The sequence below is a fragment of the Ruegeria sp. D6 genome, from assembly GCF_056534365.1.
Genome location: NZ_JBQFPH010000001.1, coordinates 394,367 through 414,997 on the forward strand (window position 1 = coordinate 394,367; position 20,631 = coordinate 414,997).

Below are 20,631 nucleotides of genomic sequence, written 5' to 3' on the forward strand. Positions count from 1 at the left end.
TTAGCCGGCGATAGATGGACGGGCCGCCATCTTAGCGCGCCAAGCTTGCAGGTTGGTCAGGGTTTCAGGAATTTCAACTTTGGCAAAATCGGCGAACGCCAATCCTGCAAAGGCGGTGATATCAGCCACCGAGAATGTGTCTCCAGCCAAGTATTCGTTTTCGGCCAATACCGCATCCAGATAGGCCATAGTGTTTCCGGCAACCTCTTTCTGTTTGTTGCCCCATTCGGCGCATTGATAGGTTTCCAGGTCCGGGCCGAGGCCAGGTGTGGCATGGCGGAAGTAGGTGCCGACCGCATTCAACAGACCGTTTTCCGCGCGCAGATTCATCATCGAGATTCGGGCGCGCTCTTGCGCAGTCACGCCGGTCAATGATGGGCCATCGAAGGTTGCGTCGATATATTCAGTGATCGCGTTGCATTGAGCGATGTGTGAACCATCTTCCAGTTCCAGACAAGGCACCTCTGCATCGGGGTTTTTGGCTTTGAACTCAGGCGTGCGATGTTCGCCGCCCATCACATCTACAGGGATGAATTCAACTTTGTCTGACGCGCCTTTTTCAGCTAGCGCAATACGAACACGGGCAGGGTTCGGGAACCCTTCGACATCATAAATCTTCATCTGAGTAACTCCGTCAGGGCTTGCAATGCTATCTACCTATCAATAGGTAGATAGCATTGCAAGCCTTTATTACGTCTTGTCAGATTGAATTGCTCTGATGGTCTTGTCAAAAGAACTTTGTTTGAGTGGGGCAGGGGTATTGCGTAGCTATTGCCCATTACCGGACCTGCTTCTTTCAAATACTATAAACACCTGTCCTGAGATCATCCGCCTTGCGGTGATGCAGTACATCCGCTTCCCGCTTTCGTTTCGGAATGTCGAAGTTCTGCTGCACGAACGAGGCATCGACGTGAGCCACGAAACTGTCCGCTATTGGTGGATCAGGTTTGGCCCGATGTTTGCCTCTGAGATCCGAAGAAAGCGGGTGCAACAACTGGGCGCATTCTCGAAATGGAAGTGGCATGTGGATGAGGTTTTGTGAAGGTTAATGGCAAGAAGCATTACCTCTGGCGGGTCGTAGATCATGAGGGCAAGGTGCTGGGAGCCGTTGTCACCAAACGCCGAAACAAAGTTGCAGCGCTGAAATTCCTCAAGACATTGATGGAGCGACACGGTAAAGCGGAAAACGTTGTCACAGATCGCTTCGCCTCATATAGAACCGCTTTCAGAGAGCTTGGTACTGACAAAAAACAGAAAACGGGCTGGTGGCTCAACAACTGCGTCGAGAATTCGCACCTGCCTTTCCGACGACGCGAACGCGCCATGCAACGTTTCAGGCGGATGCGAAGTTTGCAGAAGCTCGCCGCCGTCAACTCCTCTGTATACAACCACTTCAACCAAGAAAGAGCGCTTGCCAGCCGAGGCACCTTCAAGCTGATACTCACCGACGCTCTCGCCGAGTGGCGGGGTCTTTGTGACGAATGAAGGACAGCTATACTGGCCTAGCTGAGACTGGTTCGAATTCGCCTGACTGCACCGCCACTCATACCTGTCTCACTTCAGTTGTGTGTTTTGACCCGGAATTGTTCCGCAATTCCCGCGAGTTGACGCATGCGCTTTCAATCAGAGACGGAGCAGATCGTACACTCGGATCACGATTCAGGCCACAGTCTCAGTGCCGCATTTTGGTGGGATCGCTTTGGGCGGGATTTCCCTGATACCCGGAAGTTTACAGGGAAATTTCGCAAAACGGGACTGAGTTCAGTAATTTCACCTGTCAGAACTGAATGTTTTACAGGGGGTTAATGTTGCAAATTCCCTAAAAGGTGGAGCAGGGAATTTTCTCGTGGGAACAGGGAATTGTTCCGCCGGATCAGGGAGGGCGAAGTCTGTATCAGTGACGCAGGATCTGGAGATGTCAGAAGCCGAACAGGCGTTCCTGTTCGGACCAATCAAGTGGGTGGGTCACGCTGACCAGACGCTTGAGTGTGAGTTCGGGCGGCTGGGTGCCGTTGAGAATCGCGGCCTGAATCTTCGGTGAGAGAAACGCGAGCTGAGCACGGGCAAGGATGAAAGCGACGGGGACGCTTTCACGCCGCGCAACTTCCATCAGTTGAACTCCAGCTTTCAGATCACGGGTGCAGCCATGGGCGCGGATCAACATGGACCGGAGGTGGGGATCGGGTTGCGCCTTTGGTATCTTCACCTGTCATATTTATAGGTTTTTTTGCGCTGTTTTCCTCCGGGGACACAGGCGCGTATCCCATTGTCTTTCAATGCTTCACGGAACCAATTGGTATCGTACGCGCGATCAGCGAAGGCAACACTTGCAGGTATCGAAGACACACACATGATCCGCGGAGGATAAATTACGCCTGGACTCGGTTAGTTTCAACGCATCGCGGATTTGGCTGCTTGACCTGTTGATCCGACGAAATTTCCACGCTCAGCGATAAATTTCGCGACAGAAATACGCCCTTTAAAAGCAGGCCCACTTCACTTTCTTTCAAGCGTTTCTGGGGAAAAGGCTATATTAAACCGTGGGCTAATGATCTGCTTTGGTTTTTTTGGTTCGGGCCTCGGCTTCGCACTGTTCTCCGAGCGGCGCGCAGAAAACATCTTAGCAAGTTTGCGCTTAATCTTTCGTCTCATCCATTTACTCCTTAACGAGGCGTTCTGTCATGGCCGCGAAATACCGCCATTGGTCGAAGCCAAAAAATATTCTATTGAATCGTACTTTTCCGGCTCACCGTGATTATCTGAATTAGCCTCACTAATTTCCAACATTGCGTCGACAACCTTCCTTAGATTGCCTCCAAGTTTCTTTTGCTCTGCTGTACCTTGACGAAATAGATCTTGAAACGCGTCATATTGTTTGCGCACAGTTTCATCACGGAACAGCGATGAACACCCAAACCCATCCAAAAACTGCGGGCTGCCACCTGTCCAATGGGCAATTTTCATTGCAATCAGTTTATCTGCGATTGACCGAGCTTCTTGATTGTCAATTGCCGTAGTTGAGGCAATTTTTTCAGTATAGTAATCTCTCAGGTTTAAGGTTTCTTGTGCATGCTCCAGATAATGCAGACGGCTGGGCGGTCCAAACCTACTATGAGTGGCTAGTTTTGTGGTGAAGTAGCCAATTTCTGGCAAGGCCTTGATTTTTCCAGCCAGACAGTCGTGGAGGCCGACATTATAGTCGCCAAATATTTTCATGGCATTAAGCTGTAAGTTGTTACATCTTTCAAGGTAGTGATCACGGCGTGTCGCAGCATAACTGGTCGCGAAGGCCCATTTGCTGTATTTAGACAGACGAGAAACTATGTCTTCGTCTTGAAGGCTGAATGCATGAAGAAATTTCGCGTTGAACTGATCTTCGTCTAACATTGACAGGCAAATGATCCCGCCGATAGCGACGACGTGGTCGTGGTTTGCGCGCAGGAATTCAACACCTTGATAGAGTGTATCAAGCACAGGAAAATCATCATCTGCTCCGACGAAGATAATGTCATCATCCAACCCGCTCACACAATCAACCATGCGGTCCCGAAAATGCAGATCGGAATCGTACTCCTTATATTCGATCTGCAAAAGACTGTCGTTGTCACGTACCGCTTCCTCATAAGCAGCAAGGTATGAATGATGACTGCCATTGGCGATCACCACACGTTGTCCCGGATTGAACTCGCCCAGATACTTAAGGAGAAAGGACAAAGACATTGGACGGTTACGTGTGGGAATAACTAGAGGGACCATGGTGCATCCTTATGCGGCTAATACCGGAGATCTAGTGGGCTACACGGCGTCGAATTATGGTCTATTAGAAATTTGACGGTGTAGATATGCGGTCCAGCGCGGCTCATAACTTGATATTTTCGCATGTGTCCAACCCCAAAACACGATCGATGTCAATCTGTGAAAATATAGGTGCTGGCAACTGAACTGGAATTATTCCATGCTAACCAGCTTCTGACTCTTGAATTTTTGGCTTGTTCGGGCGGGAGCAGCCTCACTTCGTTGCGCTCGATCAGATACGCTCAACCTCTGGGCTGACTACTCAGGTAGAATGGCGGCATGAGACAACATCTGCGAATAGATCGCAGTCCGCCGCAGACAACTTGGCAATACCCGAGTTCAATCAGGAACGCCAACTCAACTCACGACCGAACTTTGAGCTGACCCAAAGTGGCAGCTTTGATTCACATGGGTTTTCAAATTATGTAGCAAACTGAGACCAGCTCGACGCGTCTCACACCACTCTCCTTGCTAATCAAAGTTATCATGCTTAAAGGGAATTCAATTATCTGCGGCCTGTTGGTCGATTAGAACAGAGCGGAGCGATGATTTGAAAGCGGTAATTCTAGCGGGCGGGCTTGGAACTCGGATTAGTGAAGAATCTCACCTCCGCCCAAAACCCATGATTGAAATTGGTGGTTTGCCCATATTATGGCACATCATGAAAATCTATGGCGCCCATGGGATCACTGAATTTGTCATCTGCTGCGGCTACAAAGGCTATCTGATCAAAGAGTATTTCGCGAACTACTTTCTACATACATCCGATGTCACATTTGATCTAAAAGACAATAAGATGAAGGTGCACAATCGATACTCGGAGCCTTGGCAGGTTACATTGGTCGACACCGGTCAGCTAACCCAAACCGGTGGCCGCCTAAAGCGTGTGAAGGAGCATCTGACCGACACGTTTTGTCTTACATACGGCGACGGTGTGACGGACCTTGATATTACCAAGCTTTTGGCCTTTCACAAAAGAACTGGCAGCCGTGCGACCGTTACCGCCTTGCAACCAGCAGCGCGGTTCGGAGCCTTGGAGATCGAGGGTGATTTTGTGACCCGGTTTAACGAGAAACCCGATGGAGATGGCTTCTGGGTTAACGGCGGTTTTTTTGTCTGTGAGCCTGAGGTGATTGACTACATCGACGGAGACGAAACGATTTGGGAACGCGCTCCATTGGAAACTCTGGCAACTGAGCGACAGCTTTCAGTGTTCAAGCATTCGGGTTTCTGGGCTCCGATGGATACGATGCGGGATCGTGATTACCTTGAAGAGCTTTGGAAATCCGGCGATGCACCATGGAAAACTTGGTGATGAATGCGTTCTGGAAAGACAAACGCGTTCTGATTACCGGACATACCGGGTTCAAAGGTGCATGGCTTGCGCTGTGGTTGACGCAACTCGGTGCCAAAGTCACTGGCATAGCACTGGCACCTGAAAGTCCCTTTTTTTCCTCTCTGAAACTAGAAGATACCATCAGGCACATTATCGGTGACATTCGAGATTCGTCTGTCGTGACAAACGCCGTAACAGCGTCAGACCCCGAAATTGTTTTTCACATGGCAGCACAATCTTTGGTTTTACGTGGATACGAAACCCCGATTGAGACCTGGTCCACCAATGTGATGGGGACGCTCAATCTGATGGAGGCGCTGCGTGATCTGACCGGTCCACGCGCCGTGGTTATGGTAACTACAGACAAAGTGTATGCCAACGACGAACAAGCGCGGCCATTTCGCGAAACTGATCCCCTAGGTGGTCATGACCCATATAGTTCCAGCAAAGCCGCGATGGAAATTGGCGTCGATAGCTGGAGAAAATCTTTTTTTGCACAGACAGAGATCCGTATGGCTTCGGCGCGCGCAGGCAACGTTATTGGCGGTGGCGACTGGGCCGAGAACCGCATCGTGCCCGATATTGCACGTGCCCTGGCGGCCGACATTCCAGTCAAAGTGCGCAACCCGAATTCCGTTCGACCATGGCAACACGTCCTGGAGCCTCTGCGAGGGTATTTGATACTCGCGGAAAAGCTGTTTACGTCGGCAGATCCCGATCTCCAAAGTGCGTTCAATTTTGGTCCACCATCTGAGGGGGTTAGAACCGTAAAGGACGTTGTTACAACGGCACTCTCCATGTGGCCGGGCGCATGGGAAGATACTTCTCGGAAATCCAATTCTGCCCACGAAGCTCAGATTCTCCGGCTTGCCACTGACAAGGCAGAGGCACTGCTGGGTCATTTCGCCTGTTGGTCTTTCGAAGACGGCATCCGCGCTACAATACAGTGGTACCAGTCTGTTGCGGAGGGCCAGTGCCCTCGTGCGGTCTCACTTAAACAGTTGCAATATTATGGTGAATCTTGAAGCTTATCCCTCAAGATATTGATGGGCTTTACGAAGTCCAGTTAGCGCGCCAGTCCGATGCCCGCGGTGCTTTTGCTCGTACATTCTGTGCTGACGTTTTTGCGCAAGCCGGTCTGCTGACCAATTGGGTGCAAATGAATATGTCGCAAACCAAGGGGCAAGGTACTTTGCGCGGTCTGCATTTTCAGCGTGCGCCGATGGCTGAGGCAAAGCTTATACGTGCAACCGAAGGAAAGGTATTCGATCTGGCGCTTGACCTGCGCGAAGGCTCTCCAACCTTTGGTCAAAGCAGAGCAATCACATTATGCGCTGAGGCTGGGAACGCAATCTACATTCCTGAGGGCTGCGCTCATGGTTTCCAGACATTGACCGAGACTGCGACGCTACACTATTGCCACACTGCTCCGTACACACCGGAACTTGAGGGTGGTGTGCGTGCGACAGACCCCGATCTGGGCATTGATTGGCCCTTACCTATCACGCTTATGTCGGAAAGAGATCAAAACTTGCCTGCCCTGCTGGATGTTCGCCCCTTATGACCAATACCTGCCGACATTGTCTGTCTTCACGCACTATGGCGTTTCTTGATTTGGGATATGCACCCCCGTCAAACGATTATCTAAGTGCGGAAGCGCTTTCTCGTCCCGAACTGACCTATCCGCTGCGGCTTTTCGTATGCAAGGAGTGCCGCCTTGTACAAACGGAAGACTTCTCGTCGGGCGAGGCGCTATTCACCGAAGAATACGCTTATTTTTCTTCCACCTCGACCTCTTGGCTTGCCCATGCCAAAGCCTATTGCGACACGGTTATCGAACGATTTGCTCTAGATGCGGATTCTCATGTGATCGAGGTTGCATCCAACGACGGTTATCTGCTGCGCAATTTTCGGAAGGCAGGGATCCCCTGCCTAGGTATTGAACCCACACATTCCACCGCCTCCGCAGCGACGGCAATCGGGATCAATGTTGTAGAGGAGTTCTTCGGGGAAGGGTTGGCTAAGGGGCTGGCCAAATCTGATCTTGTCATAGGTAACAATGTCTTTGCCCATGTACCCGACATTAACTGTTTCTCGCGAGGGCTGGCGGTTTGCCTAAAACCTCAGGGCGTGGTCACACTCGAGTTTCCGCATTTGTTGAACCTGGTGACGCAAAACCAGTTCGATACCGTGTATCACGAACATTTCTCCTACATTTCTCTTCTTTCAGCCGAGCGTATTCTGGCGGCGGCAGGTTTGCGGGTGTTCGATGTTGAACAACTAACAACTCATGGCGGCAGCTTGCGTCTCTTTGCCTGTCTTGAAGGAGCCAGACATGCGCAAACCGACGCCGTGAAGGCCATGCGTGATCTCGAAGCATCTCACGGAATGAATGACGATGACTTCTACACAGGTTTCCAACTCAAGGCGGAAAAGGTCAAAGACGATTTCTTGCGGTTCGTGCTGGATGCTAAAGCGGAGGGAAAGTCGGTAGCAGGATACGGCGCAGCCGCGAAAGGCAACACGCTTATGAACTTCGCAGGCGTTGGTCCAGACGCCATTGAATTCGTATGTGATGCTGCAGAATTTAAGATCGGCAAATACCTACCGGGCAGTCATATCCCCATTCTGGCGCCAGACGAGCTACAGAACCGACGTCCAGACTACCTGGTGATATTCCCATGGAACCTGAAAACCGAGATTATGCAATCACTTGATTGGCTTGTAGATACCCGTTTTGTAACTGCTGTGCCAGAACTGCAAATCCTATGACCGACCGCATCGTCTATACCCGACCCTCTATCACCGATCTCGAGGTTAGTTATGCCACAGATGCCGCCCGCACTGGTTGGGGGCCGAAATGTTATGACTACATTCATCGCTTCGAGGCGACCTTCGCAGAGTATGTCGGAACAAAACATGCTATTTCGACTTCCAGTTGCACGGGCGCGATGGAGATGGGTCTGGCTGCGCTAGGTATCGGTCCGGGCGATGAGGTCATCCTTGCCGACACAAATTGGATCGCTACGGTTGCTCCCGTCGTGCATTTGGGCGCAACACCGATTTTCGTTGATATCTTGCCAGACAGTTGGTGTATTGATCCTGATCAGGTCCGCGCGGCGATTACATCGAAAACCAAGGCCATCATAGCCACACATCTCTACGGTAATCTCTGTGAGATGGACACACTGTTGAGCATCGCAGATGAATGTGGAGTGGTGCTTATCGAAGACGCGGCCGAAGCGTTGGGTGCGCGATATCGCGCCATTCATACAGGCGCGATGGGAAAGTTCGGGACCTTCTCTTTTCATGGTACGAAAACGTTGACCACCGGCGAAGGCGGGATGCTGGTGACCGATGACGATGCTTTGGCGGATCGCATTCTGACGCTGTCCAATCACGGACGTGACAAGGCGCAGAAAAAACAATTCTGGGCTGATACGGTCGGCTACAAATTCAAGATGTCAAACATTCAAGCTGCAATAGGAATGGGGCAGATTGAGCGCATTGAGGAACTGACGAACCGCAAAGCGGAGATACTAGCGGCCTACAAAGAGCGGCTGTCGCATCTAGGGCTATCGATGAACCCTGAGCCTCCTCACGTTCGGAATGGCGCGTGGATGCCCACTGTTGTTTTTGACAAGGCACTTGGCGTCTCCCGTGAGAGGGCCTTGGCAGCATTCGAGGCAGCAAACATTGATGCGCGTGTATTTTTCTACCCGCTTTCCAGCCAGCCTATGTTCGTAGAAGCGCCTACCCCGCATGCCCATGATATTTGCGAGCGGGCACTGAACCTGCCCAGTTTTCACGACATGACAGACGGGGACATTGATCGAGTCTGTCGGGTAATCGAGACCTTGGCCTCTCCTTAGGCTTTCACAATCTCGTCAATACGCCCGTTGATCTGGGCGCCTTTGGCAAGTCCGCGATACATGAACTCTTCGTACCCGCGCTCTTTCATCGCGCGTATCGTGCGGTCGATGTCATAAACGACTCTGTGCAGGGCAATCTGGCCATCTGATAAGATTGCGTAAGCTGCACGTGGGTCTCCATCGCGCGGCTGTCCGACCGAGCCCGGATTGCAAAAGACGTGCGTACCGAAGTCTAGAATGCATTGCACATGGGTATGACCCGCAAAGAGCCGTGTTACGCCTTTGGGAAACGTATCGATCCCCACTTTATAGAGGTATTCATCGACATGATCCTGCGGTCCTCCGTGTACAAACAATGTTGTGCCATCCTGGATGCTGTCCATTGATCGGCTTAACCATGCCACGCTGTCCGAACTTAGCTCTGTCTGATGTTTGTCTATGATACCCGCGACGACCTTAGAGCGTTCGCAATTCTGTCCCGACGTAACGTAGCTGTCGTGATTGCCCAGTATATTGCGCACCCCTTCTGCCTTGAGCAGTTGTACGCATTCTTCCGGCTGACCATTATACCCAATAACGTCGCCAAGGCACACAAACTCTGTCACCCCTTTGGACTTCGCGTCAGCCAAAACCGCCTCAAGCGCGGCCAGATTGGCGTGAATATCAGAGATCAGGCCCAGCATAACGTATCCGATCTGCGTTGTGACGCTGCGCAATCCCTTCACGCAAGACAGGTTGCGCAGGCCGTCGTCGGTTCAGGTAAAAGTCAACACACATCTCAGCTTCGTTGAACCCGAAAGCGGTTCGCAAGGAACAACTACTTGAAAACCGAGGGTTGATTTCAAGAAGATAGGCATCCTCACCTTCCAAACGGAATTGTAAGTTGGTTGGACCCAGCGGCTTGTAGTAGCGCATGATTGTATCAGTTGCTTTGGATACGGCTTCATGAGTGACGGTCTTTGCCTCGCCAGTGTTCCCGGCACGTGTCAATCGGCGCTGAAAGATCAGTGGGCCAATGTAATCGCCGTCGCCAAAGCCAAATGTACCGACAGTATATTCATCGTCGTCCGTACCAACAATCCGCTGCACAAGAAATTCGCCCGAGGTTTTTCCGCTCCAATAATCAAAATCTACTTCGTCATGAAGAAGTACAATGCCAACGGAGCCTTCCCCAGTGCTGGGTTTCAAAAGAAATGGCGGTTTCCCCAGCGCCGCGCAGGCCGCTTCCCAAGTGCCACCTCCTGTAATCGACGGGATGACTGGCAACCCCAACTGCGCATAGTCGGCTGCAAAATCCGACTTGTTTTCAGTCAACGCGATAAGATGCGACGTGTTTAGGGCCAACGCTACCCCGAGGTCTTCGAAAAAACTTCGGTGGGCGTCTAGAAACGCCATGTCGATGCTGATACCTGGAATAATCAGTTCAATTCCGTGATCCTGCACCAAATCTTTCCAGAACGTCAGATACGCATCTGAGCTTTCGTCTATCTTGGGTTTCAGCAGAGTTTCATCGCACAGCTCTGCGCCGAATAGCGACATGCGCCGGTCAAGTCCAATTAACCACGACCGCCCGTCATCCCGCAGACTGCTGGCGATGCCCTGGCCTATGAGCGCTCCTACGCCGGTGACCAGAATACGTCGGCGCTCGTTCACAACTCAGGCCCCGCACAAACAGCTCTAGTCATGAGACACTTCTACAAGAAGACCAACACAAAGATCTGGAAAGTCAACGCCAACAGCCATCATCGCGCGCATGTTCTCTTCAAAGTTATCTAGCGTTCTTAGAACACCCAATGGAAGAGGCTTCAGGTAAAGCCCTTCCTCATGCGTTACTCTGTACCCGGCCAGCTCGATGGCGCTTCGCAATGTATCGCGGCAAAAATTGCGTTGATGTCCGAGCATTAAATCCGTTTCGTTCAGATCATAAATGTCCTCGATCATCCCCATCTCAAGCCCGAGGCGCCGGTTTAACGATTTTGCATTCGGTACAGCAATCCAAATGCGACCGTTGGGAGCTAGAAACTTTTTGTACCGGCTTAGAATGGCGACTGGATCATCCACATGCTCGAGCACGAATCCCATGACAATCAGATCGAAGGTGTCGGTAGGTGTGTAAGTTTCGAAGTACCCCGCCTCCAATGATCCAGTATACCAAGGGTTCTTGGACTGAAAATTCTCGATGACCTTTTGAGAGCCTTCAACGACGACGTGCTGGTCACTCATCTTGAAAAAGAAGGGAACTGTGTAACCATGCCCCAACCCAAGCTCTAGCAAACGCCCAACATGTCCCGCACGCTCAAAAATCCTCTCGGGATACCACCGCATAATGAGATCATTCTCAATCTCGACACTAGGTGGCTGCAAATACTTTGATGCGACGTCGTCTAGGTTTTCCATCAGATAGTCAGCCCTTTCGAATACACGTCATGACAGGTAGAGGAATTTCCGATCAGGGGTCTGAAAATTTGGAATTCCTTCAATTATTCGGCGCGCGTGACGTGGGTTTAGCCCCACCAAAATTGCCGCGGGCTCCGATTGCAAATCTCGCGGGGGGACTATCGGAATGCCATCAATCTCCTTGCCATGCAGAAACGGATTCTGATCGACAAAATAGCTGACGCGGCAGGGTTCTTTCAGACAGGAATAGATGAAATGGCCATAAATCCCGGCACCATATATCGCCAAAGGCATGTCCACCTCGACTGTCTCCTCGAATGTGGTGATCCGTGTTTTGATGTCGCTCCAAAAAGCGGCCAACTGCTTGGCATCATCTACCCGGTTCGGGAATTCTGGTGGAGTTAGAACTTTCGCGTCAGTTGCGGTAAGCCGACCTGAAACGACGTAAGCCGACGCATGAGCATCTGGATCAATATCAATGCTATCGAACCCAGCATCGGTCATGAGACGCCACAAAGACGACTCGGAGAAGTGATTTACGTGATCTGCGACTACGAAATCAGCCGCGTTCTGATACATGTCCGGCACGATAAAGTAGAAATACCCTCCTTCTTTGAGCAGTATGCTGACCTCCGCCAGTATCTGATCAAGATGCGGGATATGTTCCAGTGCGTAGAACGAAAGAACGACGTCCATCTGCCGTTGCCAACTCGGGTCAGGTGCATGAGTGGCCCATTTGGCGCTGGTTGGAAAGCGTTCCCAAAACGGTATGTATTTGTCTGTCACATCAAACAAATACGGCTCTATCTCTGGTATTTCTTTGCAAACGGACCTTAGAGTGGGCGCCTTGGCGCAGCCGTAATCTAGTACCTTTCGATGTTTTGAAAGATCAATTTTTGACATCAGCACATTCGCCTGATGTTGCGACCGATAAACTTCCTTGCCGTCTACGACGGCGTAAAGCTGATCATCGTCTTCGCTGTCAATACTGATCTCATACTCGGTGGAATAAAACGCTTCCAGATCGGGCAGTTCATTGGTTTGAGCGTGCTGGCAAACCTCACAGAAATAAACAGTAGTGCGACCCTCAATGAGGTTGTTCATTGTGGTAAGTGATCTGTTTTCGCTGCTTTCAAAAATCGGAGCACCGGAAGGCGTACCGCAGACATTACATGTTGTCGTCATATCTTACGTCTCGTCGTTGTCATACCTTACGTCTCGATAAAATGATTGGGAAAAACCTGTGCGACGTCAGTACCGGATGTCACCGACGCTTTCCAACCTACTTTCTGTCCCACAGGATCGCGGTAGTTAAAAAAACGGCTTTGCACTGACCAGCGTGCTCTTTCTGCTCGGTTCACGCCTGAGCCATGGAGCGTCAAAAAATCCATTAACAATAAGTCACCGGGTTCCGTCAGTGGGGCAGCTTGTTCGTATTTGCCGATAATCTCGTCCTCGTCGTGCAGGCCGATCTGATATGCGCCTTGCTTGTCAGCGTAGTTCGCTCCGCGAGAATAAACGCAAAGTCCGTCGCGATGGGATTTGGGTAGAACAATCACAGGGCCATATTCATCAGTTACCGGTAAAAGCGGGGTCCAAAATACAATTCCATCAATGCTTTGAGGCTGGTACATGAATTCTTGATGCCAATGAGAGCGAAATTTGTCTTCGTATGGGACATCAATCCGAATGCCATAAGACGCCGCACCAATCCCCGAATGCGTAGTATTGCGCAAGCTACGAAATAGCGCATCTGATCTCTCGTTACAAACCAATCGCAGGAACGCCGGTATTTGCTTAACCAGATCGTAAATCTCGCCGCCATAGCTACGGTTCCTAGCAATAAGGGTGTTGTAACCTGCGTCAAATTGTTCGGGCGTAAATCGGGGGCGGTTCAGATCTTCACCATGACGCTCTGCCACCAGACCGATAATTTCATATATATCTTTCTGAATCGGTGCGATTTCTTTAGCGACGTCGTAAAAGCCCTTGATTATCAAATACCCTTCAGCTTCGAAGAATTTCCGGTCCGCTTCGGATAAGATCGCTGTCACGTCAAAGCTCCTCATACCTCAGGACTTCGTCTTTCATAATGTCCCGAGACCGTCAATACCAGACCGACGACCCCAAATAGACGGCGAATTAGCGAGTTCTTTTGGAGTAGGACAGTTAAAGCTGAGGACATTCGAATTGGCTGAACTGATCATGGGCCAATTCATAAAAGACACCGAGGCGGCTATGATGTAACGATAGCAACATGGCCCCGGTAGTAGCGAGAACGTTCTAAGAATTCGGCACACTTATTCAAAGTGGGATGCTCTATTGTTTTAGTAGAGACCTTTGAGCTATTCATTTCGGAAGCTAGACAAAAAAAAATTCGGGTTGTTCAAAAGCGTGTCGGACCGACGCGAATGTTCGCGATATAAAACCTACTCACACAATGGATGGTGACACGACCTGCAACAAAGCTTAGATGAGAGCTCCAGAGCGTGGCAAATCACTTAAAAATGCTGAAGGCAAATCATGACGTCAAAAGACGACCGCAAAGAGTTTGAAGCTCACAAGAAAAAGCAATGCTTGGCGCTTGGGCAAGACGAGCAGGTTTTTCAAAGTTCAATTGCACATATGTTGCAACTTGATCCTTATGACTACTCTTATTTGTGGAGCTGGATGGGTGCACCCATCATTCAGATGCCTGCAGATGTGATGGCGACACAGGAAGTGATCTGGAACACGAAACCCGATGTCATTATCGAAACTGGCGTGGCACGCGGTGGCTCGGTGCTGTTTATGGCCTCACTATTGCAGTTGATTGGCAACGGCACCGTGATCGGAGTCGACATAGATATCCGCTCTCATAACCGTGACACGATCAACAAACACCCTATGTCGAAACGAGTCACTCTAATTGAGGGGCCGTCGACCAGCGAGGTAACATTGGCCGCTGTGCGTGCCGAGATCCCTGAAGGCGCCAAAGTCATGGTAGTTCTAGACAGCGATCACAGCCGCGATCATGTTCTGACCGAATGCCGTGCCTACGGTCCGTTGGTGACACCCGGCTGCTACATGGTCGTTGCAGATACGATGATCGGGCATGTCGCCCAAAAGGACAGTCCGCAAAATCGGTCGAAATCGTGGTTTACTGGAAACGAGCCGCTATCAGCGCTCAATGACTATATGTCAGAGGCAGACTTATTCGAAATTGATCCGGTGTTGAACGGCAAGCTTGTGCTATCCTCTTCGCCTGGCGGGTACATTCGCCGCAAACCAGCATGACCACCGTAGTCATTTCGCAACCAATGTATTTTCCTTGGCCGGGGTTTTTGGCTCAACTCGCCTTGGCCGACATAGTCGTTTGGTTGGTAGATGCGCAGTTCTCCAAGGGTTCGTTTACCAATCGGGTGCAAGTAAAGCTGCCTACAGGTACCTCCTGGCTCAGTGTACCGGTAAAAAACACTGGCAGTAGTACCAAAATCGCTGATCTCACCGCCGCCAATCCACACTGGCTTGAAAGTCACGTTGCTAAACTCAAACAATCGTTGAAAGACACCCCTTATTTGGACACGACATTGGCATTGGTTCAAAGATTGGAACGATACGACAAGCTCTGCGACGCCCTGATTGCCAGCTGTGAAGGACTGGCCTCAAGATGTGGAATTGCGCCCAAAAGTACCTGTCTCAGCACTGATCTGAATATTGGCGGGCACGGGTCAGAACGGGTCATGCACATCGTAAAGGAATTGGGCGGAACGCGCTATGTCACCGGACATGGCGCACGCAACTACCTGGAGCACAAGGGGTTTGAATTGGCAGGGATCAACGTCGAATACATGGAATATGATGTCAGGCCGTGGGGGCGTGTTGAAGATGATTTTTCGCCGTTCGTGACCGGGCTTGACCTGTTAGCACATGTAGGCCCTGCTCAAGCTGCATCTTATCTAAACCCGCGCACACGCCACTGGAAAGAATTTCTTCAGAACCACCAACAGACATAGGCTTCCTAATATGGAATCGTTTCCGGTTTGGAACAGGATCGCATCATAGCGTTGACGGCTCGGAGTGTTCTATCTGTACCCCCAACTGTCCGGGGCAGAGGAGGTGATAGCCAAAGGATTGACGCCGCCCGAAGTGAGCTCCCACGCCCAATCTTACTGTGCCGTTAACTATTGGGCGCTAACTTGAGTAATTTAAAAAAATCAGTGCCTTATTGTGGCCCTTAGTTCTGGTCTATATCATTAGCTCCCGGTGTCTGACATCAGTACCATTGGGACAGTATTGATCGATTTGATAAGAGTAGATTTCTGGCTCATCGTAGCTGCCAAGGAGTGGAGATGAGAAAGAACCCCTAAAACAAGCAGAGTCACGGTGAGAAGCCAGCAAAGGACATTTGGCGTTCGACCCGTAAACAGTATTCCGCACAAGAAATGATCCAGATCGTACTGGTCGGCCAAATAGGCGAGGAAAGTATTGCAGAGCTGTGCCGTCATGAGGGCACCGCGCAAAGCCTGTCCTGGGCGGACGCCTGTGGGCGCACCACCCTTTCGAACTATATTAAACTTGCTACCCCCCAACCCTCGCCGGGAGCAGGTTTTAGAGACGAGCACCCTGAAGGGCTTCGCCCAAAACCAGTTGTTAAAGGGAAATATGTACGACGCAACCACTTGGCAGAAGGCATGGCTGTGCGGCGTAATGGAAAATTTCTATCGCAAAAGGCAAAACTATTTGTCGCACATAGGGAGTAGGTGGCGGACCAAGGGGGAACAACCCTATTTGAGTAACCATTTTTCATGCAAAAAAATAACTGCCACAATATGTACCACGAAGTGGACAAGTATCGGTGGCGTGATCGGTCTACCACTCAGGACTTCGGGCTTTGTGCGGCCTGCCTTGTACCCAGTTCAAAATGCAGCTTGATGCATGGATCAATCCGAATTGGTAGATTCACTTTCAAGACTTTGGTTTCACTAGGGCAACCTGGGCTCTACAACGCTATAGATTCTAACGCGCGAGCACAGATATTCGCTATAACCAAGCGAATGAATCTTCGCTCAGCTCCATAAATGCCAGATCCTCAACTAAGACTTTGGCACCACTTAAATTAAGCAGCACCCCGTCATCCAGATCCCGGTACTTAATGTCAGAGATATTGTCTGCAAATAGACCTGAGCCAATCCCAATCTGATCAATCCCAACTTCAAAATCAGTCATGATGTTGAAGCCATCAAAAAAGTGAAACTCAAGAAGGTCAGCTTCCTCTCCACTAATATGAACACCGCGGCCTGGTCCGCCTCTCAGGATATCGGCGCTTTCCCCACCATCCAATTTGTCTCTTCCGAAGCCATCCTCCAGGATGTCAGCTTCATCCAAGCCATTGATATGGTCTCGTCTCCGACTTCCCGAAAGCGATACGCTGTCATCCAGTATGTTTACAGAAATGAGGGCCGTGGCTTCGGAAGTTCTACCGAACGTGTCTACAAGTTCATACGTGAATGTCTGGACTATCTCGTCACCGGGGGCGACCAAATCAAGACATCTGAATCTGCTTCATATGTAAACGATCCATCATTATTCAGGTTTGGTAGCCTCTCTTCCGGACCTGAAAGCAGGGATACGGTTAGTCCTCTGCCTGTGTACCAGTTGTCGTTGGCTAGGATGTTTCCAGCGATGACATCGTCTTCGTCAATGTGAAAAACATCGTCTTGTGCATTTTGGTGGAAATGAAGCTGCTATGGCCGTCGCCCCATCGAGATCTTTCACCGTAGATTCCGAACCGGAATAATCGCCCCCTAGAACGATGGTTGTATCGGCAAATCCATCATTGTCTGTGTCTTTGCCCAAAATTGCGGACCCCAAATAAACACTCAAATCACTTCGATCAAAACTGACACCATTCAATATAAAGACGTCATCAATCCCAAAGGTCTCGTCGGTAGACCTTGCCTTGAGGCGGGCAGGGGGCTTTCTCAGCATTTACCCAAGACAAGACCTGCTTTTTTCAAATACTATAAACACCAGTCCTGAGATCATCCGCCTTGCGGTGATGCAGTACATCCGCTTCCCGCTTTCGTTTCGGAATGTCGAAGTTCTGCTGCACGAGCGAGGTATCGATGTCAGCCACGAAACTGTCCGCTATTGGTGGAACAGGTTTGGCCCGATGTTTGCCTCTGAGATCCGAAGAAAGCGGGTGCAATAACTGCGCGCACTCTCGAAATGGAAGTGGCACGTCGACGAGATTTTGTGAAGGTTAATGGCAAGAAGCATTACCTCTGGCGGGCCGTAGATCATGAGGACAAGGTGCTGGGAGCCGTTGTCGCCAAACGCCGAAACAAAGCTGCAGCGCTGAAATTCCTCAAGAAATTGATGGAGCGACACGGTAAAGCGGAAAACGTTGTCACAGATCGCTTCGCCTCATATAGAACCGCTTTCAGAGAGCTTGGTGCTGACAAAAAACAGAAAACGGGCAGGTGGCTCAACAACTGCGTCGAGAATTCGCACCTGCCTTTCCGACGACCCGAACGCGCCATGCAACGTTTCAGGCGGATGCGAAGTTTGCAGAAGCTCGCCGCCGTCAATTCCTCTGTCTACAACCACTTCAACGAGAAAGAGCGCTTGCCAGCCGAGGCACCTTCAAGCTGATACTCACCGCCGCTCTCGCCGAGTGGCGGGGTCTTTGTGACGAATGAAGGACAGCTATACTGGCCTAGCTGGGACTGGTTCGAATTCGCCTGACTGCACTGTTGCAGTTAAAAAACTGTTCCTCGGGTCGGGCGGTTGTTTTCGATATTGAACTTCATTCCGTTTAGCAATTCTTCAAGATCCGGGCGCGCAGCAGGGCCATTCGAAATGTCGACCAACATCAAACTGCCATCTGGCCGAATTCCGAATGCGCCGGGCTCTGCAAACAATGTGGTTGTCTCAGCCTCCGAAAGAGGGTCCGACACGTAGAGTCCAAGTGATCGCATCTGCGTTTCGGTCAATCCAAAGCCCAAGTTAAATGTCCAACCGAACTCTTCCTTGTCGGCCAAAGCCTTTTCTTTAGAGTCAGCGGAAACGACCACTACATCCATGACGCTGCTCCAATCAGCCAGCATGGCGTTCAATTTGTTGAGAAATCGCTTGCATCTGGGACAGTGACGCCCGCGATAGACGAAAAGCATCGTCCATCGATCTTTGGGCCGACCAATCTCTATTTCGCCACCGCAGACATCAAAAACACTGATCTGCTCGACGGGAGCATTCACTTTGGGTTTTTGCGACATGTCAGCTTCCTTTTTTCATTAAGAGAGAAACTCGAACACAAGCTTAGCTTCAAGTGTCTGCCTTTAAACTTGAATGTACTTTATTCACCCAACCAAGCTTGGCAGTGTTAGTGAAATCGCGGGTACAAAAGTGATAAGCATTAATGCGAAGAGAATTGCCAAGTAGAAGGGCCATATTGTTCGCACGGCTTTCTCCATTGGCAATTTACCCACGGCGCAACCGACAAACAGGCAGGATCCGACCGGTGGTGTACACAATCCTAATCCCAAATTCACGAGCAAGATCATCCCGAATTGCAGCGGATCAATCCCAAGGCTGTTGGCAACGGGTAGAAAAATGGGTGTGCAGATCAGAATTAGAGCTGCCATATCCATAATCATTCCAAGCAACAACAAAACCGCATTTACCATCAGCAGGATGAGTATCGGATTTTCTGTCAACCCAGTAAGCAGATCTACGGTTCTGTCCGGAACTCTGTAAAAGGTCAGCATGTAGGCAAACGCACCAGCGCATGCGATTAATATCATTACCATCGCCGTCGTGCGCACAGCAGAAGCGACAGCAATACAAAAGTTTTCCCACGTTATGCTTCTGTAGACGATCAGTGTGACCACGAATGCATATATGGCCCCAAACGCTCCGGACTCCGTAACGGTGAAAATACCCGACAACACACCGCCGACGATAATCACAGCCGTCAAAAGTCCTGGAATTGCACTGAAGAAGCTCTCTACGAGCGCTGGCCAACCCGGGAAGGTCTCAGCTTGATAACCTCTGCGCACCGCTACAAGGTACGCCGCCACAGCAAGGCAAAGGCACATCAAAACTCCTGGAACAACGCCTGCAAGAAACAGCTTCGAGATCGATATTCCACCCCCGGCTGCGATCGCGAAAATGATCATATTGTGACTGGGTGGAATAATTATACCGGCAATCGAGGACGTGACGGTCACGTTTACGGCGTAATCTGCATCGTAACCTTTCTCTTTCATCACAGGAACCAAGATAGACCCCAGTGCGGAAATGTCTGCGATGGCCGATCCTGAAATCCCCCCAAAAAGCATCGAAGAAAACACGTTCACAATTCCCAAGCCGCCGCGCACGGCCCCGACAGCGGCTGAAGCAAACCTGACGAGACGCATGGCTATCCCGCCGTGGAACATCAGTTCACCTGCAAAAATGAAGAACGGGATCGCCATCAACGAGAATACATTGATCCCGGAGACGATCCGCTGAAATCCGATCATCAAGGGTAAGCCTTCGAACCAAAATGCCGAAATGGCCGCTATTCCAAGCGCGAATGCTACAGGCGTTCCGATCAGTACGCAGAGGGCGAACACGCCAAGCAACAGAAGTATTCCCATCATTCGCCTCTATTCGATGCTGTCATTGCGCTCGTCAAAACCGACATAGAGGCGGATTAGATGACCAACGGAAAAGAGTAATATGAGTCCTCCGCCAATTGTGAGAGGCAATGAACGCAAGCCTTCGGGGACTTGAATCAATGGGATTAGCGATCCCCACTTAAAGATCGTAAGTCGAGCTCCGAACCACAGCATCAAGGCGCCGAACCCAGCCATAAGCACGTCTGTGCAGATAACCAAAATGGTCCTCACACGTGGAGGAACCGCAGAACGCACGAGAGACACGGACAAGTGCGTGTTATCGTGTACACCTGCTGCCGCACCGAGAAACGCAATTGTCATGACGAGAAGCAAGGCGACTTGCTCGACCCAGGTCGGCGTCGCATTCAGAACATAGCGACCAAATACTAGCCATCCGAATATGACCGTGATGACAACCAGTGCGACACCGGTCAAAACCCGGCACACGTCGGCGATCCAATCCAGGATCTGGATCATCTTGCGCACAGATGTCGGGGGCAGGGAAGTATAACTCATTGGCTCACAACTCTTGATCAGGCGTCCGGACCCGCATGTGCGGGACCGGACAATATCAGACCCAATGTAG

At 50.6% G+C, this 20,631-nt stretch carries 20 protein-coding genes and 4 pseudogenes; 10 read left to right on the forward strand and 14 right to left on the reverse strand.

All coding sequences use genetic code 11. The features are described from left to right. The gene (locus tag ACR0A1_RS01955) at positions 1-621 is read right to left on the reverse strand and encodes a glutathione S-transferase family protein (protein WP_480866020.1); all 621 of its coding nucleotides are present in this window, start codon (positions 619-621) and stop codon (positions 1-3) included. 156 nt (positions 622-777) lie between these two features. On the opposite strand from ACR0A1_RS01955, the pseudogene ACR0A1_RS01960 reads away from it, so the two are divergent. Further along, positions 778-1,485: pseudogene (locus ACR0A1_RS01960) on the forward strand (IS6 family transposase). Positions 1,486-1,918: 433 nt separating this feature from the next. Here the strand turns inward: ACR0A1_RS01960 and ACR0A1_RS01965 are convergent. The 3 genes and pseudogenes from ACR0A1_RS01965 to ACR0A1_RS01975 form a co-directional block, all read right to left on the reverse strand. Beyond that, entirely contained in the window at positions 1,919-2,206 is a 288-nt protein-coding gene (locus ACR0A1_RS01965) for a hypothetical protein (protein ID WP_170567879.1), read from the reverse strand. Continuing rightward, positions 2,206-2,313: pseudogene (locus ACR0A1_RS01970) on the reverse strand (IS5/IS1182 family transposase); the annotation flags it as partial. The gene ACR0A1_RS01965 and the pseudogene ACR0A1_RS01970, both read right to left, overlap by 1 nt. A gap of 366 nt (positions 2,314-2,679) precedes the next feature. Next, entirely contained in the window at positions 2,680-3,756 is a 1,077-nt protein-coding gene (locus ACR0A1_RS01975) for a TIGR00180 family glycosyltransferase (protein ID WP_480866022.1), read from the reverse strand. Between the two features lie 589 nt (positions 3,757-4,345). Here ACR0A1_RS01975 and rfbF point away from each other — a divergent pair. Genes rfbF through ACR0A1_RS02000 form a run of 5 tightly spaced genes read left to right on the forward strand, consistent with a single transcriptional unit; the run spans position 4,346 to position 9,003 of the window. Then, entirely contained in the window at positions 4,346-5,110 is a 765-nt protein-coding gene (rfbF, locus tag ACR0A1_RS01980) for a glucose-1-phosphate cytidylyltransferase (RefSeq protein ID WP_170627351.1), read from the forward strand. Further along, a complete protein-coding gene (rfbG, locus tag ACR0A1_RS01985; RefSeq protein ID WP_480755195.1) occupies positions 5,095-6,156 on the forward strand; it encodes a CDP-glucose 4,6-dehydratase in 1,062 nt (353 codons plus the stop codon). The genes rfbF and rfbG overlap by 16 nt, the downstream gene beginning before the upstream one ends. Next, positions 6,153-6,695, forward strand: a complete 543-nt coding sequence (gene rfbC, locus ACR0A1_RS01990; protein WP_170399817.1) for a dTDP-4-dehydrorhamnose 3,5-epimerase — start codon at positions 6,153-6,155, stop codon at positions 6,693-6,695. The genes rfbG and rfbC overlap by 4 nt, the downstream gene beginning before the upstream one ends. Further along, complete coding sequence (locus ACR0A1_RS01995; protein ID WP_170399820.1) at positions 6,692-7,903, forward strand: class I SAM-dependent methyltransferase; 1,212 nt, start codon at positions 6,692-6,694, stop codon at positions 7,901-7,903. Before rfbC ends, ACR0A1_RS01995 begins: the two co-directional genes overlap by 4 nt. Continuing rightward, the gene (locus ACR0A1_RS02000) at positions 7,900-9,003 is read left to right on the forward strand and encodes a DegT/DnrJ/EryC1/StrS family aminotransferase (RefSeq protein WP_170627347.1); all 1,104 of its coding nucleotides are present in this window, start codon (positions 7,900-7,902) and stop codon (positions 9,001-9,003) included. The genes ACR0A1_RS01995 and ACR0A1_RS02000 overlap by 4 nt, the downstream gene beginning before the upstream one ends. Here the strand turns inward: ACR0A1_RS02000 and ACR0A1_RS02005 are convergent. Genes ACR0A1_RS02005 through ACR0A1_RS02025 form a run of 5 tightly spaced genes read right to left on the reverse strand, consistent with a single transcriptional unit; the run spans position 9,000 to position 13,454 of the window. Next, positions 9,000-9,686: a metallophosphoesterase family protein gene (locus tag ACR0A1_RS02005; RefSeq protein WP_170399826.1), complete on the reverse strand. Its 687-nt coding sequence runs from the start codon at positions 9,684-9,686 to the stop codon at positions 9,000-9,002. The two genes, ACR0A1_RS02000 and ACR0A1_RS02005, sit on opposite strands and share 4 nt — an antisense overlap. Further along, positions 9,667-10,656 (reverse strand): ATP-grasp domain-containing protein, encoded by a 990-nt coding sequence (locus ACR0A1_RS02010; RefSeq protein ID WP_480866026.1) that lies wholly within the window; start codon positions 10,654-10,656, stop codon positions 9,667-9,669. Before ACR0A1_RS02010 ends, ACR0A1_RS02005 begins: the two co-directional genes overlap by 20 nt. Before the next feature lie 24 nt (positions 10,657-10,680). Beyond that, the gene (locus ACR0A1_RS02015; protein WP_170399832.1) at positions 10,681-11,400 is read right to left on the reverse strand and encodes a class I SAM-dependent methyltransferase; all 720 of its coding nucleotides are present in this window, start codon (positions 11,398-11,400) and stop codon (positions 10,681-10,683) included. Between the two features lie 27 nt (positions 11,401-11,427). Then, positions 11,428-12,585, reverse strand: a complete 1,158-nt coding sequence (locus tag ACR0A1_RS02020; protein WP_480866028.1) for a class I SAM-dependent methyltransferase — start codon at positions 12,583-12,585, stop codon at positions 11,428-11,430. Positions 12,586-12,611: 26 nt separating this feature from the next. Then, entirely contained in the window at positions 12,612-13,454 is an 843-nt protein-coding gene (locus ACR0A1_RS02025; protein WP_480866030.1) for a phytanoyl-CoA dioxygenase family protein, read from the reverse strand. Between the two features lie 469 nt (positions 13,455-13,923). Between ACR0A1_RS02025 and ACR0A1_RS02030 the strand changes: the two genes are divergently transcribed. The 3 genes from ACR0A1_RS02030 (at position 13,924) to ACR0A1_RS02040 (ending at position 16,142) form a co-directional block, all read left to right on the forward strand. Beyond that, positions 13,924-14,676 (forward strand): cephalosporin hydroxylase family protein, encoded by a 753-nt coding sequence (locus ACR0A1_RS02030; protein WP_480866032.1) that lies wholly within the window; start codon positions 13,924-13,926, stop codon positions 14,674-14,676. Beyond that, entirely contained in the window at positions 14,673-15,395 is a 723-nt protein-coding gene (locus tag ACR0A1_RS02035; RefSeq protein WP_480866034.1) for a WbqC family protein, read from the forward strand. Before ACR0A1_RS02030 ends, ACR0A1_RS02035 begins: the two co-directional genes overlap by 4 nt. A 429-nt stretch (positions 15,396-15,824) precedes the next feature. Then, positions 15,825-16,142, forward strand: a complete 318-nt coding sequence (locus tag ACR0A1_RS02040; RefSeq protein ID WP_170399847.1) for a hypothetical protein — start codon at positions 15,825-15,827, stop codon at positions 16,140-16,142. A 280-nt stretch (positions 16,143-16,422) separates the two neighbouring features. Here ACR0A1_RS02040 and ACR0A1_RS02045 read toward each other — a convergent pair whose 3' ends face one another. Then, entirely contained in the window at positions 16,423-16,767 is a 345-nt protein-coding gene (locus ACR0A1_RS02045) for a hypothetical protein (RefSeq protein ID WP_480866036.1), read from the reverse strand. A 131-nt stretch (positions 16,768-16,898) separates the two neighbouring features. After that, positions 16,899-17,093, reverse strand: a pseudogene (locus ACR0A1_RS02050) (hypothetical protein); the annotation flags it as partial. A gap of 286 nt (positions 17,094-17,379) precedes the next feature. On the opposite strand from ACR0A1_RS02050, the pseudogene ACR0A1_RS02055 reads away from it, so the two are divergent. Next, positions 17,380-18,083 (forward strand): annotated as a pseudogene (locus ACR0A1_RS02055) (IS6 family transposase); the annotation flags it as partial. A gap of 60 nt (positions 18,084-18,143) precedes the next feature. Here ACR0A1_RS02055 and ACR0A1_RS02060 read toward each other — a convergent pair. The 3 genes from ACR0A1_RS02060 to ACR0A1_RS02070 form a co-directional block, all read right to left on the reverse strand. After that, positions 18,144-18,659, reverse strand: coding sequence for a redoxin domain-containing protein (locus ACR0A1_RS02060; protein ID WP_480866038.1), 516 nt, complete (start codon positions 18,657-18,659; stop codon positions 18,144-18,146). 84 nt (positions 18,660-18,743) lie between these two features. Then, on the reverse strand, positions 18,744-20,024 hold the full coding sequence (locus ACR0A1_RS02065; protein WP_480866040.1) for a TRAP transporter large permease: 1,281 nt from the start codon (positions 20,022-20,024) through the stop codon (positions 18,744-18,746). A 9-nt stretch (positions 20,025-20,033) separates the two neighbouring features. Continuing rightward, positions 20,034-20,561, reverse strand: a complete 528-nt coding sequence (locus tag ACR0A1_RS02070; protein ID WP_170635330.1) for a TRAP transporter small permease — start codon at positions 20,559-20,561, stop codon at positions 20,034-20,036. Positions 20,562-20,631: the final 70 nt, after the last annotated feature.

Excerpts from the sequence above, each read along its gene's own strand:
- ACR0A1_RS01955 (WP_480866020.1), bottom strand. The coding sequence starts at position 621 with ATGAAGATTTATGATGTCGAAGGGTTCCCGAACCCTGCCCGTGTTCGT.
- ACR0A1_RS01975 (WP_480866022.1), bottom strand. The coding sequence starts at position 3,756 with ATGGTCCCTCTAGTTATTCCCACACGTAACCGTCCAATGTCTTTGTCC.
- rfbG (WP_480755195.1), top strand. The coding sequence starts at position 5,095 with ATGGAAAACTTGGTGATGAATGCGTTCTGGAAAGACAAACGCGTTCTG.
- ACR0A1_RS01995 (WP_170399820.1), top strand. The coding sequence starts at position 6,692 with ATGACCAATACCTGCCGACATTGTCTGTCTTCACGCACTATGGCGTTT.
- ACR0A1_RS02000 (WP_170627347.1), top strand. The coding sequence starts at position 7,900 with ATGACCGACCGCATCGTCTATACCCGACCCTCTATCACCGATCTCGAG.
- ACR0A1_RS02005 (WP_170399826.1), bottom strand. The coding sequence starts at position 9,686 with ATGCTGGGCCTGATCTCTGATATTCACGCCAATCTGGCCGCGCTTGAG.
- ACR0A1_RS02015 (WP_170399832.1), bottom strand. The coding sequence starts at position 11,400 with ATGGAAAACCTAGACGACGTCGCATCAAAGTATTTGCAGCCACCTAGT.
- ACR0A1_RS02020 (WP_480866028.1), bottom strand. The coding sequence starts at position 12,585 with ATGACGACAACATGTAATGTCTGCGGTACGCCTTCCGGTGCTCCGATT.
- ACR0A1_RS02030 (WP_480866032.1), top strand. The coding sequence starts at position 13,924 with ATGACGTCAAAAGACGACCGCAAAGAGTTTGAAGCTCACAAGAAAAAG.
- ACR0A1_RS02035 (WP_480866034.1), top strand. The coding sequence starts at position 14,673 with ATGACCACCGTAGTCATTTCGCAACCAATGTATTTTCCTTGGCCGGGG.
- ACR0A1_RS02040 (WP_170399847.1), top strand. The coding sequence starts at position 15,825 with ATGATCCAGATCGTACTGGTCGGCCAAATAGGCGAGGAAAGTATTGCA.
- ACR0A1_RS02060 (WP_480866038.1), bottom strand. The coding sequence starts at position 18,659 with ATGTCGCAAAAACCCAAAGTGAATGCTCCCGTCGAGCAGATCAGTGTT.
- ACR0A1_RS02065 (WP_480866040.1), bottom strand. The coding sequence starts at position 20,024 with ATGGGAATACTTCTGTTGCTTGGCGTGTTCGCCCTCTGCGTACTGATC.
- ACR0A1_RS02070 (WP_170635330.1), bottom strand. The coding sequence starts at position 20,561 with ATGAGTTATACTTCCCTGCCCCCGACATCTGTGCGCAAGATGATCCAG.